The 14,157-nt window shown below is 47.7% G+C and carries 18 protein-coding genes; 11 read left to right on the forward strand and 7 right to left on the reverse strand.

What is annotated here, in order from left to right; genetic code table 11:
* A partial coding sequence (locus A8O25_RS23510) for a hypothetical protein (RefSeq protein ID WP_206598674.1) occupies positions 1 to 308 on the forward strand: 308 nt, incomplete at its 5' end.
* 75 nt (positions 309 to 383) lie between these two features.
* Here the strand turns inward: A8O25_RS23510 and A8O25_RS10670 are convergent.
* The gene (locus A8O25_RS10670; RefSeq protein WP_066834586.1) at positions 384 to 716 is read right to left on the reverse strand and encodes a winged helix-turn-helix transcriptional regulator; all 333 of its coding nucleotides are present in this window, start codon (positions 714 to 716) and stop codon (positions 384 to 386) included.
* Positions 717 to 827: 111 nt separating this feature from the next.
* Between A8O25_RS10670 and A8O25_RS10675 the strand changes: the two genes are divergently transcribed.
* The 5 genes from A8O25_RS10675 to A8O25_RS10695 all read left to right on the forward strand — a co-directional run bounded on the left by A8O25_RS10675 (position 828) and on the right by A8O25_RS10695 (position 5,075).
* On the forward strand, positions 828 to 1,601 hold the full coding sequence (locus tag A8O25_RS10675; RefSeq protein WP_066834588.1) for an SDR family oxidoreductase: 774 nt from the start codon (positions 828 to 830) through the stop codon (positions 1,599 to 1,601).
* 338 nt (positions 1,602 to 1,939) lie between these two features.
* A complete protein-coding gene (locus A8O25_RS10680) occupies positions 1,940 to 2,680 on the forward strand; it encodes an SDR family oxidoreductase (protein WP_066834590.1) in 741 nt (246 codons plus the stop codon).
* Positions 2,681 to 3,022: 342 nt separating this feature from the next.
* Positions 3,023 to 3,364, forward strand: a complete 342-nt coding sequence (locus A8O25_RS23805; protein WP_241498997.1) for an SDR family NAD(P)-dependent oxidoreductase — start codon at positions 3,023 to 3,025, stop codon at positions 3,362 to 3,364.
* A gap of 135 nt (positions 3,365 to 3,499) precedes the next feature.
* Complete coding sequence (locus A8O25_RS10690) at positions 3,500 to 3,910, forward strand: SDR family NAD(P)-dependent oxidoreductase (protein ID WP_066834592.1); 411 nt, start codon at positions 3,500 to 3,502, stop codon at positions 3,908 to 3,910.
* 484 nt (positions 3,911 to 4,394) lie between these two features.
* The gene (locus A8O25_RS10695) at positions 4,395 to 5,075 is read left to right on the forward strand and encodes a porin family protein (RefSeq protein WP_066834594.1); all 681 of its coding nucleotides are present in this window, start codon (positions 4,395 to 4,397) and stop codon (positions 5,073 to 5,075) included.
* Between the two features lie 163 nt (positions 5,076 to 5,238).
* Here the strand turns inward: A8O25_RS10695 and A8O25_RS10700 are convergent, their stop codons facing one another.
* The 5 genes from A8O25_RS10700 to pnuC form a co-directional block, all read right to left on the reverse strand.
* Positions 5,239 to 5,577 carry an NADAR family protein gene (locus A8O25_RS10700; RefSeq protein WP_206598675.1) on the reverse strand — a complete coding sequence of 113 codons (339 nt, stop codon included), beginning with the start codon at positions 5,575 to 5,577 and terminating at the stop codon, positions 5,239 to 5,241.
* Positions 5,578 to 5,723: 146 nt separating this feature from the next.
* The gene (locus A8O25_RS10705) at positions 5,724 to 6,605 is read right to left on the reverse strand and encodes an aldose 1-epimerase family protein (RefSeq protein WP_066834744.1); all 882 of its coding nucleotides are present in this window, start codon (positions 6,603 to 6,605) and stop codon (positions 5,724 to 5,726) included.
* Positions 6,606 to 6,704: 99 nt separating this feature from the next.
* Positions 6,705 to 7,232, reverse strand: coding sequence for an AAA family ATPase (locus A8O25_RS10710; RefSeq protein ID WP_066834596.1), 528 nt, complete (start codon positions 7,230 to 7,232; stop codon positions 6,705 to 6,707).
* A gap of 147 nt (positions 7,233 to 7,379) precedes the next feature.
* Complete coding sequence (locus A8O25_RS10715; RefSeq protein ID WP_066834598.1) at positions 7,380 to 8,132, reverse strand: DUF2490 domain-containing protein; 753 nt, start codon at positions 8,130 to 8,132, stop codon at positions 7,380 to 7,382.
* Positions 8,133 to 8,568: 436 nt separating this feature from the next.
* Positions 8,569 to 9,189 carry a nicotinamide riboside transporter PnuC gene (gene pnuC / locus A8O25_RS10720; RefSeq protein ID WP_066834600.1) on the reverse strand — a complete coding sequence of 207 codons (621 nt, stop codon included), beginning with the start codon at positions 9,187 to 9,189 and terminating at the stop codon, positions 8,569 to 8,571.
* A 149-nt stretch (positions 9,190 to 9,338) separates the two neighbouring features.
* Between pnuC and A8O25_RS10725 the strand changes: the two genes are divergently transcribed.
* The 3 genes from A8O25_RS10725 (at position 9,339) to A8O25_RS10735 (ending at position 12,112) form a co-directional block, all read left to right on the forward strand.
* Entirely contained in the window at positions 9,339 to 9,659 is a 321-nt protein-coding gene (locus A8O25_RS10725) for a rhodanese-like domain-containing protein (protein WP_066834603.1), read from the forward strand.
* Positions 9,660 to 10,153: 494 nt separating this feature from the next.
* Complete coding sequence (locus A8O25_RS10730) at positions 10,154 to 11,143, forward strand: aldo/keto reductase (RefSeq protein WP_241498998.1); 990 nt, start codon at positions 10,154 to 10,156, stop codon at positions 11,141 to 11,143.
* Positions 11,144 to 11,215: 72 nt separating this feature from the next.
* Positions 11,216 to 12,112, forward strand: a complete 897-nt coding sequence (locus A8O25_RS10735; protein WP_066834605.1) for a helix-turn-helix domain-containing protein — start codon at positions 11,216 to 11,218, stop codon at positions 12,110 to 12,112.
* Positions 12,113 to 12,311: 199 nt separating this feature from the next.
* Here A8O25_RS10735 and A8O25_RS10740 read toward each other — a convergent pair whose 3' ends face one another.
* Positions 12,312 to 12,701, reverse strand: coding sequence for a winged helix-turn-helix transcriptional regulator (locus A8O25_RS10740; protein WP_066834606.1), 390 nt, complete (start codon positions 12,699 to 12,701; stop codon positions 12,312 to 12,314).
* Positions 12,702 to 12,815: 114 nt separating this feature from the next.
* Here A8O25_RS10740 and A8O25_RS10745 point away from each other — a divergent pair, with 114 nt between their 5' ends.
* The gene (locus A8O25_RS10745) at positions 12,816 to 13,196 is read left to right on the forward strand and encodes a DoxX family protein (RefSeq protein WP_066834608.1); all 381 of its coding nucleotides are present in this window, start codon (positions 12,816 to 12,818) and stop codon (positions 13,194 to 13,196) included.
* A 12-nt stretch (positions 13,197 to 13,208) separates the two neighbouring features.
* Positions 13,209 to 14,111: an SDR family oxidoreductase gene (locus A8O25_RS10750; RefSeq protein WP_066834610.1), complete on the forward strand. Its 903-nt coding sequence runs from the start codon at positions 13,209 to 13,211 to the stop codon at positions 14,109 to 14,111.
* Positions 14,112 to 14,157: the final 46 nt, after the last annotated feature.

The raw sequence follows: 14,157 nt of genomic DNA on the forward strand, positions 1-14,157 counted from the left end.
TTATGTTCCGGAACGTGCGCCGAGAGCGAGAAGCGCAGCTCCTTCTCATCGGCAAAGTGCTTCCTGCCCTGCATCGTAAAATGATTTGGTGGAATATCCCTTTACGTTTATCTTCAACCAGTTGTGCAACAAGCACATTGTGCATAAGCCATGCTACGGCCGACGGCCTTGCACGCTTTTTAGCCAAGACCGTTGGCGGTCAATTTAGACGACTACAAAACCCGACAGTTCTAAAGCTTGCGGAGAACCGTTCACTGACAGTTCACTATTCGGCCTACACAACTGAAATTCAACAGACGAACATCTAACTTCTACATTTGGACTGGACAGTTCTTCGCTGATTAAAAAAAATATCACGAACGGGCAATTACCTAACACCACCGTCACGGTAAGCCAACATATTCAACGCCCCATTTATACAGCTCATTGATAATGGGCTCTAATTTTCTTCCTTTTGTTGTTAAGGTGTATTCAACTGTTGGTGGAACGGTCGCAAAAACTTCCCTGACAACGATTCCATTTGCTTCCATATTCTTCAATTCTTTGACCAGCATTCGGGTATTTATGTTTGGCACAAGCCTTTCTAACTCGCTAAAACGCTTTTTACCGGTAAACAAGGCATAGATGATCGACATAGACCATTTTCCGCCTATTACACCTAAAATTTCCTGAAGTGTACATTTTTCTTCAGAGCTGCTACCTTTTTTTTTGTTCATAACTACTTGATTCTGTTTAACGCTTTACTTTGTGTTATTACTATACATTCATGTAACTACTTTCAAAAGTAAAGTATTGTCTATTGCTTTGCAACTCACTTTAAAAGCAATATGGACAATCTAGTAGAAAGACAAGTTGCCTTAGTAACAGGCGGAACAAAAGGCATTGGAAAAGCCATTGCCGACAATTTAAGTAAGGCAGGTATGCAAGTGGTGGTAACGGCACGCACTGCGCCAAAAGAAAACACCAACGGACAGTATTTTATTTCCGCAGACCTAGCCACCCCCGAAGGTGCAGAAAGAGTTGCAAAAGAAATTCTGGGAAAATATGGCCGGATAGACATCATCATTAATAACGCAGGGGCTAATTTAAGTCCGGGCGGCGGCTTCAGTGCTCTTTCAGACGAGCATTGGAATAATGATTGGCAGCTCAATTTTATGTCAGCCGTTCGCATTAACAAAGCGTTATTGCCTACTATGATTGAGCAGAAAAGTGGTGTTATTATCAACATCTCTACCGGTGCTGCAAAACAACCGCTTTGGGAAATGACCATGTCTTATTCTTCTGCCAAAGCAGCGTTGAATGTTTACAGTAAAGCATTGGCAAACGAAGTGGGCTCAAAAGGAATACGGGTAAACGTAGTTTCACCGGGTGTGGTAAAAACACCGTTAATGTTGGAGTTTGTTGAAAATATAGCCAAATCTTCAAGCATCACACCTGACGAGGCGTTCAAAGCACTAATAGACAAAGTAGGTGTTCCAATGGGAAGAATGGCTGAACCCGAAGAAATTGCTAACCTTGTAGCATTCCTTGTTTCTTCTGAAGCAAAATATATCACAGGCACAAATTATTCAGTTGACGGTGGTGCATTGCCCATTATCTAAACTACTGACAGAAAATGGCTGGTAACCATGTATTGTCAAAAGCGGGGGTGAGCGGCTACAATGGGGCTTCTGCAAATTTTTGGTTGAACACTTGTGCTAAAAATCCCCCGCCTTTGCTCAAGCTGGCATGCGACAACACGTTATCTAGAATTTATAGAAAACTACCCGTCCCTTGTCAACCGAATTCCATTAGCGTATATCGCGTCCTAGCTAAGAATCACGCAGCAGTCTTTAAGCAGAATAAGAAAAAACATTAGGTAAACCTGGTTTTTACCAAATGGTAAATGATTCCATTTTAGAAGAGCCTACTTTGCTTCATTATTAAAATACTTATAAAAATGAAATCAGCATTGATTACTGGAGCGAACAAAGGCATAGGGTTTGAAACTGCCAGACAACTGTTGCAAAAAGGGTTTTATGTTTATCTGGGAAGCCGTGAACTGGAAAATGGGCGGGAAGCTGTAAGAAGGTTACATGCAGAAGGGCTAACCAACACTGAAGCCATCCAACTAGATGTAACAGATGACAACTCTGTAAAAGCTGTGCGTGAGGAAATTGGCAAGAAGACAGAGGTACTAGATGTTCTTATCAATAATGCGGGTATCAATGGAGGGAGGCCGCCCTATACCGCACTTGAGGCGGGGGCAGACCAATTCATGGCTGCCTTCAATACCAATGTAGTAGGCGTAGCAAGAGTGACACAGGCTATTATTGACTTACTCTATCAATCAGCTGAGCCAAGAATTGTCAATGTAAGCACCAGCGTGGGGTCTCTTTCACTACAAAGTAACCCGAGCTGGCCAGCCTATGACTATGCAAAATATGCAGTATATGGTTCTTCAAAAGCCGCTTTGAATATGTATACCGTGCATTTGGCTTATGAATTACGTGACACAGCTTTCAAAGTAAACGCCGTTTGTCCTGGTTATACCAAAACCGATTTCACTAACCACAATGGAGGTGAGGTGGCAGAAGCTGGCAAACGCATTGTGAAATACGCCCTGATAGACCAAAACGGCCCCACCGGAAAGTTCTTCAGCGAAGAAACAAACCCGGCAACAGGCGAGATTCCGTGGTAAAGGAGACGCAAAAACAATAAAAACACCTACCCCATTATACCTGAGATTCAAAGAAAACAAACTGGCGGTTTGAACAAAGCAACTTCAGACGTTTGAACAAAGCTACCGCTCAGCATGCTATCTCCCTTTGTCCCAACAAAACAATTAAATGTTAAAGAAATGGGAAAGAACAATTATCAGGGAGCGTTACAGAAACCAGTAGGTTCAGGGTTTAACGCCGCATCTTCCACAAGTGAGGTAATTAAAGGCATTGACCTCACAGGAAAATTTGCCATTGCTACAGGGGGTAACACAGGCATAGGTCTGTAAACAACCAAAACACTTGCAGCCGCAGGGGCAACCGTGGTTGTTCCTGCAAGAGACATTGAGAAAGCAAAAAGAAATCTGGAGGGCATTGCCCATGTAGAGTTGGCGGCAATGGACCTGATGGATCCCAATTCAATTGATGCGTTTGCTGAAAACTTCTTAGCATCAGGCAGACCGCTTCATCTGCTCATCAACAACGCAGGCATTATGTGGGTACCGCTACGCAAAGATAACCGGGGCATAGAATCTCCGTTAGGAACTAACTATGTAGCACAGTTTCAACTGACGGCAAACCTTTGGCCTGCCCTTAAAAAGCCAATGGGCAAGGGTAGTCAATGTCTCCTCTCAAGGGCACCAATTTGCACCCTTCTGTTTTAAAGACCCCAATTCCTTCATAGGGACTATGAGACGAAGCTGTTTAGAGTTTTGATAGAAAGGCATTTGGTCAAGATTCTAGTTTCTGTTTTCGGCCTGTTTTTTGAAAAATAAGCCGAAAACAGAAACTACAGGCTGGTGAAAAACCTTACCCGGCAGCCTTTGCCTGCCGGTTTCAAAAACTCTAAACAGCTTCGGACATTACAAGCCTACGGGCAATCTAAAACTGCCAGTAATTTATTCGCCCTGGAATTAGACAATAGAGCCAAAACATACAAGGCAAGAGCTTATTCAGTACACCCTGGTTCTTTTGGGGGCAAAGAGTTAGGCAGAGAAGCGCCATTGGAACTGTTTCAGCAAATGGGGTTCTGTGATGCAGAAGGCAATATGCTGCCCGAAGTTCTGGCCTCGCTCAAAACCATTCCGCAAGGGGCCGCCACCACTGTCTGGGCTGCCACCAGCCCCTTGCTCAACAGCCTGCAGGTGTGTACTGTGGAGATGGAGACATTCCCGAATTGGCTTCTGACACCGCTATTTCTGCGGGTGTAAAAGCACACTCACTGGATGAGGCCACGGCAAAGCAACTGTGCCATTGGAGCGAAAAAATGACAGGTGTAGCATCCAATATTTAATACTTAAATAGCACGTACTAAAATGACAAGTTTAAAAGAGAAAGTTGCCGTCATTACGGACGGCAACAGCGGCATTGGCAAAAGCATTGACTAAACAAGGAGCGGAAGTAGCTATTACGGGCAGGAGAAAAGAAGCCGTTGAAGAGGCCGCCAACTCATTAGGCGTAACAGGTGTTTGAAACCTAATCCCCTCGCAGGTTATGATTAGGGTTAACGCTAGCAGGAAGATATTTTAGAAGGTGGCAGCTTTGAGAAGCCAATAAAGGGACAGAAAAATAAAGCTTTTTATAAGTAGGAAAGCGTCAATACAGGTCATTGTTCCGCTTACCAGAAGCAGTTATCTCACCAGAAGCCAAAACCCACCCTCGCACGTACATACCAGAAACCAACTGCCTCTGTACATGCGTACTGTACGTTACAAGATTCTCCGCCGCATTTACCTGCTCCTCTTCCTCCTGATTGATTTCCCTGTCCTTGGGTTTGCCCAGCAGACAAGCCAAACCTTAGAGATTCTATTACAGGCTGGTCCCAGCCATACCTTCTTGCGCGGACGTGAACTTACAGATCAAGCGTCAGGGGATATCAGGCCGGTGGCGGGCCTGGCGTTGCGGTACCAGTTGAACCGGTATTTTCTGCAAACGGGGCTCCTGTATGAGAACAAAGGGAACAAAGAAGAAAGCAATAACCTAGTTTATGATGAACAAGGCCATCTGCAGGGAGAGCAGCTGTATACCGTACGCACCCATTACCATTACCTGGTCATGCCCCTGTTCATTGGGAAGAACGTTGGCCAAACCGGCTTTTACGGCAACGCGGGAGTCTACTTAGCCTACCTTTTCAAACAGCAGGTAAGCGCCTTTGACGAAGATCTGAACCTCACCCCCTACACCGGCAGAATAGATGGCGGGCTCAGCGCCGGAATTGGTTTTTCAAGAAGTCTTTCCAACACGTGGAGATGGTCAGTGGAAGCGCGGCATAATTGGGGATTGCTGGACACCAACAAAGAACCTATCCTGACCGGAGGCACCTTAAAAACCACCTCCACCAATCTGTTGCTGGGCATCAGCTACGCAATTAAATAACTCAAGTTGCAATGGTTACTGCCCTTCTGTGACAACCCACCCCTACCCCTCCCAAGAGGGGAATCATCTGCAAAAGTCTCAGTAGAAAGCCCCCTCCTTAAAGGGGTAGGTAACGGGTCAACTGCTTTAATAAATCGCAACTTGAGTTAGATAGAAGAACTTCTCACACATGAAGCTCCTCGCGTACCTGCATCAGGAGATGGCCTAGCCTGTTCTGCCCCGTGCCATCAGCCCCAATCCCCCAGAAGAAGTCATACGGTGACGCCTCGGCCAAAGGCGCAGAGAGCAGAAGCTCCATTAACACGGTATGGGTTTGTAATTTCTTCCGCACCGCGGAAAGCATACCCTCCTTCCGTACCTCCTCCCAGTCAGTTCTAATGTGAATTTGTCTGGTCTTCCCCAACTCCCTTGCCATTCTGGGAAAGGCAGCGATTCTGATCTTTTCCTGATACGCTGCATCTCCAAACTTCAGGGTTTGGAAATAATGCTCTTTAAGGGCCACTATTTCCCGTCTAACTCAATGCCAAAATCAGCTAAGTTTAGAGAACGCCCAAAGGCGGTATCTTTGGCGAAGAAGGAAATGCTTTCCATAAAGAAAATCTAAAGGCTGTTTTGGGGCTGTTTTTCTGAAAACAGCCCCAAAACAGATCAACCTATGGTAATGGTATAGGCGGCTTCAAAGGTTTCACCGGAACCAACAGACTGCATGCCTTCCTTCTCACTCAGCTCTACGGGGCCACCGGCGCTGCCAGCCACGCCGTACCACGGCTCCAGGCACAGGAAAGGCGCGCCGCGGCGTTTGGTCCAGATACCCAGAAAGGGGAAGCCGGCAAAGTCCATCTGCACAAAATGCGGGTGCTGGTCACATTTGAGGGTCACGCGCTCAGACTTGAAGTTCTTGAACACCAGGGCGTCTTTCTCAAAATGGTCATAGTTCAGCGGCAGAAGGGCCATGTTGTCCAGCACCGGTTCAGTGGCGCCGCTCAACAAGCCGGTGCCTTCTTCCAGCAGGTACCGGGAAAGGGTTTCGGGTTGGGAGAACTCCAGGTAGTAGTCTTCAAAAGCGCCGTTTTCTGTGATAGGCACGTGGAACGCAGGGTGCGCGCCAATGGAGAAAAGCATCTCCCCTTCGCCGGCATGCCGTACCTGCCACTTCACCTCCAGCGTTTGGTCTTGCAGCATGTACACCACCCTTAGCGTAAACCGGAACGGATATACTTTCAAGGTTTCCTCAGAAGCTTTGAGCTCATACACCAGCTGGTTCTCTGTCTGCCCCACCAGCGCAAATACATTATCCCGCCCAAAACCGTGTTGCGGCAGGCTGTACGTTTGGCCCTGGTGCAGGAACTGGTTCTGCGGCAACCGTCCCACAATGGGGAACAGGATGGGCGAATGGCGGTTCCAGAACTCCGGGTCTGCCTGCCAGAGATATTCCCGGTGGCTGTCTTTTTTTACCAGGGAGCAGAGTTCGGCCCCGTGGCTTTTCACGCCTACGCGTACCAGATCGTTTTCAAGAAAAGTGGTTTCCAAGGTCAAGTTATGGTTTGATGAGGGGTAGAAGGCCGTAAGAACAGGCGTTTCTATTTGTTTACGGGTTTGATCAACACATGGGTTTAAGGTATGCGGCGCCTACTGAAAAGATCTCAGCTGCCGCACCTGCTCCACCGCCTGAATGGCGTTCAACAGCCGTTCCTCAGAAGAGCCCGAGATCGCCACATAGGGCACGCCCAGCCCCTCCAGTTCGCGTTTGTACCAGTCATAGAAGTACTGCCGCAGGTGCGGATGCTCGCGCTGCGGGTCCGGCTCCCAGGGCAGGTCTATGTTCAGGAGCAGATACAGGTCTACGTCCTGCCGCTTGAGCTCCTGCAGAATCCAGGGGGCGCACACGCCGTAGGCATGCTCAGACCAGATTTTCAGGACCAGCAGCTCCGTGTCATACAACACCAGCGGCGGCTGCGCGCCCAGCACCTCCTGCCACCGCTGCAGCTGGCCGCGGGCAATCTTCTCCAGGTCATGCGCCTCATACGGCCTGCCCAGGTGGGCAATGTATTCGCGGGCATACTCTGGCACCCACGGCACACCGTAATGCTGCGCCAGCTGCTGGGCCAAGGTAGATTTGCCCGTACTCTCCGGACCGGTAATGGCTATTTTCAGCACGAAAGCGGGATAAAGGGTAAATCTGTTATCGGCCTGTTTTTCAGAAAACAGCCCAGAAACAGAAAATTCTCAGCGGTGAAAATAGCCAAAAGAATCTGGTCCTGCCAAAGAAACCGCGGGCAGGCCCTTCTCAAAAAAGAGGCTTCGCTATTTCGCCGTTTCGGTTTTCCTCCGGAAGTCCAGGTTATAGGTGAGCCCTACCTGCAGGGTGTGGTTGTTTTCAAACCAGACGCCGTTGCGCTGGGCCACGTGCTGGTGCAGGTACCCAACCTCTACCGAGGCGTCTTTGTGGAACCGGTAGCCCAAGGCGGCGTAGGCGCGGTTCTGGTCCAGAAAGTTGGTGGTCACATTAGGCCCGAAGTTGATGAACACCTCGTCATACACGCCCAGGTAAAACTCCTTGTCTTCAATAGAAGGCCCCTGCAGCGGGATATTGGCTCTAAACTGGTAGCGCACCCGGTTCAGGTACGTGTAGTCTTGGGCATTGGCGAATTTGATCCAGCGCTGCTCCAGCCTGAACCGGTGGGTCAGCCCAAAAATACCCTGCTGGTCTCTAAACTGAAGCTGCTGGTACGTGCGGTGCTCCGGAAAATCATGGGCGGCCGGGTTGTCGCCGTAGGGGTAGGTGTGCACGTATGCGTAGCCAAAGGCCACAAACGCATTGTCTGAGAGGTTATACGTGAGTGCCACCCGCGGCATGAGCTGCTGCTGCCGGGTGATAACCTTGTATTGCCGCAGCTGGAATTCTGTGTGCAGCCCCACTTTGTCAGTAAGTCTGTGATTCCCGAAATACATGTACCAGCCGTTGAAGTTGGTGTCATGGCGGCGGTTGTTCTGGGCCTGAACCTGGGCAACCGCCACTCCTAAAATCAGCAGGGCTAGCAGGAAAATCTTCTTCATAGCAAGTCTTGCCGCAGAAACGGCATCTGGTGAGTACAGCTGCAAAACAAGCCCTAAACTTTATGCCAGGCAAACCAACCCTCCATTTTTAGAGTGATTATGAGAAAAATCTGCCCTTATTCCCCCATAAGCCTATAAATTTTTCAAGCGATCCCGGAAAAAAAATACCTTCCGGAGAAATCCCCCATTTCCGCCGCCGCAGAATTGATTGACGGAGCCTGGTAAGAGCGCTCTATAGGTTTATTGGGAGGAGTTTGCCCGGGGCAAGCGGCGGCTGGTGCCTCTGTTTTTGAGCTACTTTTCGTAAAACAGCCCCAAAACAGAAGCTACTGCCTCTGAAAGTACCAAGCGCCACTCGCCCCAGAGGGGGTTAATTGCGCCATCTGCCCCGTTTTCTTGCATGGAATGCTGCTAAGCCCTGTTTTTCAGGTTCAACCTACCCTGCTGCCTGGCCAGGTGAAAGGGTTTGCGGCTGCATGCTCTTCTTCCAGTCGCGGTAGCCAATCCAGGCCAGAACCAGGTAGATGGCATACAGCCCGGCGGTGGGGTAAAGCTCTTTGTAGAGGTAAATAGGCACGTACACGGCGTCTACCACCAGCCAGATGAGCCAGTTTTCCAGTTTCTTCCGGCTCATGAGCCATTGGGCGCCCAGGCTCACGGCCGTGGTGCCGGCATCCCAGTAAGCCAGGTCAGCATCTGTGTGCTGGTGCAGGTAATAGCCCAGCCCCACGGTAAAGACGGGCACAAACAGCAGCAGCCAGCCCCATTGCGCTTTGGTCATGGCCGTTACCGGCCGCTCCACCCGCTGACTGCCCTTATGCAGCCACATGTACCAGCCGTAGAAATTAAGCAGGGCAAACATGACCTGCAGCCCCATATCAGCATACAGGCGGGCTTTGTAGAAGATCACAATGTACAGCAGCACGCTCACCAGCGCCACGGGAAACGTCCAGATGTTCTGCCTGGCCGCCAGCCACACGCACAGAATGCCGGTGATCACGCCCACCACTTCAGTGAGGGTGTCCAGGGTCCAGTAGTCAGGGGAGAAGAAGTCCATAGATCAAAAAGCCGTTTTTGGCCTGTTTTCAGGAAAGGAGGCCAAAAACGGCTTTCCCTTAAAAAGGCAGGCGCACAAAAATAGAAGCAATTCAACAGGTTGCGGCAGTTTCCTTTCGGCTGCGCCGAAAAATGCTGTAATTTTACCGCATGATCCCAGAAATTACACCCCGGCAACTGAAAGAGCGCCTGGACCGCCAGGAGAACCTGCAACTGATTGACGTGCGGGAACCTGAGGAGTGGGCCATCTGCCACCTGGGCGGGCAGTTGATCCCGTTGGGTGAATTGACCAAGGCTATTGACCAGATAGCCAAAGACACGCCCACGGTCCTGATCTGCCACCACGGCTTCAGGAGCGCGCAGGCACTGATGTTTCTGCAGCAGCGCCACGGCTTCACCAACCTGCTCAACCTCAAAGGCGGCGTACATGCATGGGCGCAGGAGGTAGACCCGGAGTTCCCGGTATATTGATGGGTATTTAATAATTGTTTTTTAGAACAAAACTTCTTGCCGCAGCTCCAGTTCCCTTACAACTGTTTCTCCTGCAGCCATATTCTACCGCCTTTATTGGAGAAGCTCCATTTTACCTTCTGCCTTCTGCAAGTTTTTAGCTTGGAGCAATGATGGCTGCAAGTATAAACGTCCGTAAGGCAATAGATTTGAATACCTGCTTTTTCGATTTAAAAATCACACAGAAATTTCGCCGTTTGTAAATAACATTCTTGTTGAGGGCAATACTTATATCAACAAGCAAATTACGATTAAGTTACCAGCAAATCACTGGCAGCTGATGCAGCAACCACACCTGCTCTTTTCAGACAAAATGGTTAGTTTAAAAATTGATCATTTCTCCAAGAACTAATCATTCCCTGATTTGCACACATGTAACAGGGGTTTGCCAACATCTGCCTTTCACTGCTCCACTACTTTTGGTATATAAACTAAACGTTATGGAAATAAAGAAAATGAAACTTGGAAGTGAAGGTCTGTCTGTGCCTATGATAGGGCTGGGGTGCATGGGCATGACTGGTTTTGAAGATGGCCACATGTATGGCCCAGCAGATGAACAGGAAGCCATTGCCACCATTCATAGGTCGTTGGAGTTAGGAGGTAACTTTCTGGACACGGCAGACTTGTATGGTCCGCTAAAAAACGAACAGTTGATCTCAAAAGCGATTGAAGGCAATAGAGACAAATATATCATTGCCACTAAATTTGGCTGGGAGATAGATGATCACGACAAAGTCACCTGGGCCATTAACGGTAAAAAGGAGTATGTAAAAAAAGCAGTGGAGCGGTCACTTAAAAACCTGAACACTGACTATATTGATCTGTATTACCTGCACCGCCTCGACAAAAGCACCCCAATAGAAGAAACCGTTCAGGCTATGGGAGATTTGGTGAAAGAAGGCAAGGTGGGCTATATTGGTTTGTCAGAAGTGTCTTCTGAAACGGTGAAAAGAGCCCATGCGGTGCACCCTATTACGGCAGTACAAAGTGAGTATTCCTTATTTGAACGCACCGTGGAGGAACGAGGCGTTTTGCAAACCCTGCAGCAGCTTGGCATTGGGTTTGTCGCTTACTCTCCGCTGGGGCGCGGTTTTTTATCCGGAAATCTCCGCAGCATAGACGACCTGCCCGAAAATGATTTCCGGAGGGCCATTCCCCGCTTTCAGGCGGAACATTTCTATAAGAACATTGAGTTAGTAAAAGCCATTGAAGCCATGGCCGCAGCCAAAAACGTTACCCCTTCACAGTTAGCCCTGGCCTGGATTATGAGCAAAGGCATTCTACCTATACCCGGCACCAAACGCCGGAAGTATGTAGAGGAAAACAAAGCCGCTACCCGTGTTGCGCTAACCGAAGACGACCTGCTTACCATAGAGAACATTGTGCCTTTGGGAACAGATACCGGTAAGCCTTATGATGAATTCAGCATGGGGCTGATTGATTAATTTTAACCGGCGGCCGCCCAAAAATCTGCTTAGCGTGCGGCCGCTGGTTATTTCCACGTTTGATTTACCTCTATGAATGCCATTACCTCTGTTTCAGCTTTTCACCGCTTATTGTCTTTGCCTGCTCCCCGGCACCCGCTGGTAAGCGTTATTAACCTGCAGGAAAGTATTTTTCTGGAAGATGACATTTGGAAAGGTTTTGTGAACCGATTCTACTGCGTTGCTTTGAAAAGAGAAGCGAAGGGCAAAATAAAATACGGGCAACAGCACTATGACTATGACAAGGGCGTCCTCAGTTTTACGGCCCCCAACCAGGTGCAATCGCTGGATTTGCAGAACATGGAATGCGGCTCTGGGTACCTGCTTATCTTCCACCCAGACTTCCTGTTGAAACATCACCTGGCTAGCTCCATCCATACGTATGGCTTTTTTGATTACGCCGTCAACGAGGCATTGCACCTATCAGCCGAAGAAGAAGACAATTTGTTAACGATCCTGGCTAAAATAGACGCAGAATGCGCGCACATTGACCGCCATACCCAGGAAATCATATTGTCTCAGATAGACTTGCTGCTTCAATACGCTAACCGGTTTTATGAGCGCCAGTTTATTACCCGTAAAAACAACAACCACCATCTGCTCACTAAATTTGAGCAGTTACTTAGTCATTATTTTGAAACCAACCTTCCTGAGGAGGCAGGGCTGTTAACCGTGCAGTATGTGGCAGAACGGATGAACCTGTCCCCTAATTACCTGAGTGATATGCTCCGGGTGCACACCGGCCAAAACACCCAGCAGCATATACACGAGAAACTGATAGAAAAAGCGAAAGAAAGGCTAGCCACTACCAATCTGTCAGTCAGTGAAATTGCTTATTCTTTTGGTTTTGAGCATGCACAGTCTTTCAGCACACTTTTCAAAAAGAAAACAAACATGTCGCCGCTGGAATTTAGGCAGACATTCAATTAACGCTGGGGTTGCCTCAGATAAAAACCCCGTAAAGCTGTTTAGAGTCTTTTTTTAAGGCCTTTTGAGCAATCCTGCCTGTACTTCTTTCAGGAGTACTGCTTATTTCATTGGTATTCAGAAGCTGTTTGGCTGTTTTCCGGAAATTAGGCCCAAAACAGGCTTTGCTGAATATGCTCGCTCCCTCCTTACTTCTTTGGGTTTAGCCAAGTTCATTTTCCTGCTCTTGCGGTGTCAAATCCATGATCTTCCTTTTGTGCCCTGCTCCCCATTGGGTCAAAGCGGTAATGACATCTTTTAAGGAATGGCTGTATTCCGTAGGAATATATTCTACCATCACAGGAGTCTGGTCAGGATATACTTTCCTTTCCACCAGATGATTTTCTTCTAATTTCTTCAATTCTATTGACATCGATTTAGCAGAGATACTTTTCAAGGCGCGTTGCAATTCGTTGAACCTGGTATTCCCGCCCAGAATTCCAATCATTACCCTTATCGTCCATTTCCCTCCAAGCACATAAATAGCGTCTTCAGTTGCTGATAACCTATTACTGCACTGTACTGGTGTATACTCTAATTTGCTTAAGGCCATTGTCTTTTTTTGAATAAACTAACTCAAAGGTAACTACTCACCTATGGGTAAGTACTCTATTTAGTATAGTAAATATACATAATCTTGCAACATCAACTTCTAAAAAACAATGACATGAACAAAACCAAGATCACCTATTACGCCACTACCGGTATTATCACGGTAATGATGCTCTTCATTGCTTACGAGACCCTTACTAAACCTGAGGTTAAAGTATCCATGGCTAATTTAGGGTTCCCAGATTATTTCAGGATTGAACTAGGGATCACGAAACTGATTGGGGTGGTTTTCCTTTGGCTGCCTGTTCGCTTGCTAAAAGAAGCGGGGTACATTGGTTTCGCCATCATGTTTGCTTCGGCGGCATACGCCCACTTCATGATGGGAGATCCTGCAGATAAAGTAGTGGCGGGATTGGCTTTTCTTGCCATTTTGATTGCGTCCTATGTGTCCTATGCAAAGCATCAAAGACAAGTGTCCTCTATTCATCCACTATAAAAAAGTAAAAGTATGATTTTAGTTACAGGTGCCACAGGAAATCTGGGTTCAAAAGTAATAGCACATCTATTGAATAAGGGAACCGCGGCAAAAGACATTGCCGCATTGGTTAGAGAAGAAGAGGACGCCAGTACCCTTAAGGAGCAAGGCATTCATATAAGAATAGGTGATTATGCAGAGATAGATTCCTTGGTAAAGGCCTTTGCTGGCGTTGATAAAATGCTGCTGATTTCAAGCAATGACCGCGGGGCGGTGGAAAACCGGACAAAGCACCATATCAATGCGATTACGGCAGCCAAGGCAGCAAACGTAAAACACATCGCCTACACGTCATTTGTGAGAAAGCCAGGCCATGAAAATTCTGCCATATCCGGCTTTCAGAATTCTCATGTAGAATCAGAAAATTTCCTGAAGGAGAGTGGCATTACCTATACTATTCTTCAAAACGGTATTTACCAGGAAATGATCCTGGCCTTTATAGGTGAAGGTGTTGCCAAAACAGATACTATTTTATTTCCTGCCCAGGATGGGAAAGCGAGTTGGGTGCTTCGTGAAGAACTTGCCGAGGCAGCAGCAAATATATTGATCACGAATGGACATGAAAACAAGACATATCCTTTAACCAATACTACCTCGGTAGGTTTTGAGCAAATAGCTGCTTATATCTCGGAGGTTTTAGGTAAAAAGGTGACCTATGTTTCTCCCGCGGTGGAAGATTTCAAGGCCATTCTTGCAAAAGCAGGTGTGCCTGATTTGTACATCGGTATGTTTACTATGTGGGGAACCGGCATAGCAGCCGGAATGATGGATCTGGAAGATACCACGTTAGAAATTTTGCTGGGAAGAAAACCAACCAGTGTGCACCGCTTTATTGAACAGGTCTATAGGATAGAGCAGGAACAATCCCTTGCATAAGCATTCGTCTTAAACAGCTTAAAAGTATTTGCAGATCACCTGCCTT

The sequence above is a fragment of the Rufibacter ruber genome, assembly GCF_001647275.1.
Lineage (GTDB): Bacteria > Bacteroidota > Bacteroidia > Cytophagales > Hymenobacteraceae > Nibribacter > Nibribacter ruber_C.

Coding starts and splice junctions, on each gene's coding strand:
- A8O25_RS10670 (WP_066834586.1), bottom strand. CDS start 716: ATGAACAAAAAAAAAGGTAGCAGCTCTGAAGAAAAATGTACACTTCAG.
- A8O25_RS10675 (WP_066834588.1), top strand. CDS start 828: ATGGACAATCTAGTAGAAAGACAAGTTGCCTTAGTAACAGGCGGAACA.
- A8O25_RS10680 (WP_066834590.1), top strand. CDS start 1,940: ATGAAATCAGCATTGATTACTGGAGCGAACAAAGGCATAGGGTTTGAA.
- A8O25_RS10695 (WP_066834594.1), top strand. CDS start 4,395: ATGCGTACTGTACGTTACAAGATTCTCCGCCGCATTTACCTGCTCCTC.
- A8O25_RS10715 (WP_066834598.1), bottom strand. CDS start 8,132: ATGAAGAAGATTTTCCTGCTAGCCCTGCTGATTTTAGGAGTGGCGGTT.
- pnuC (WP_066834600.1), bottom strand. CDS start 9,189: ATGGACTTCTTCTCCCCTGACTACTGGACCCTGGACACCCTCACTGAA.
- A8O25_RS10725 (WP_066834603.1), top strand. CDS start 9,339: ATGATCCCAGAAATTACACCCCGGCAACTGAAAGAGCGCCTGGACCGC.
- A8O25_RS10730 (WP_241498998.1), top strand. CDS start 10,154: ATGAAACTTGGAAGTGAAGGTCTGTCTGTGCCTATGATAGGGCTGGGG.
- A8O25_RS10735 (WP_066834605.1), top strand. CDS start 11,216: ATGAATGCCATTACCTCTGTTTCAGCTTTTCACCGCTTATTGTCTTTG.
- A8O25_RS10740 (WP_066834606.1), bottom strand. CDS start 12,701: ATGGCCTTAAGCAAATTAGAGTATACACCAGTACAGTGCAGTAATAGG.
- A8O25_RS10745 (WP_066834608.1), top strand. CDS start 12,816: ATGAACAAAACCAAGATCACCTATTACGCCACTACCGGTATTATCACG.
- A8O25_RS10750 (WP_066834610.1), top strand. CDS start 13,209: ATGATTTTAGTTACAGGTGCCACAGGAAATCTGGGTTCAAAAGTAATA.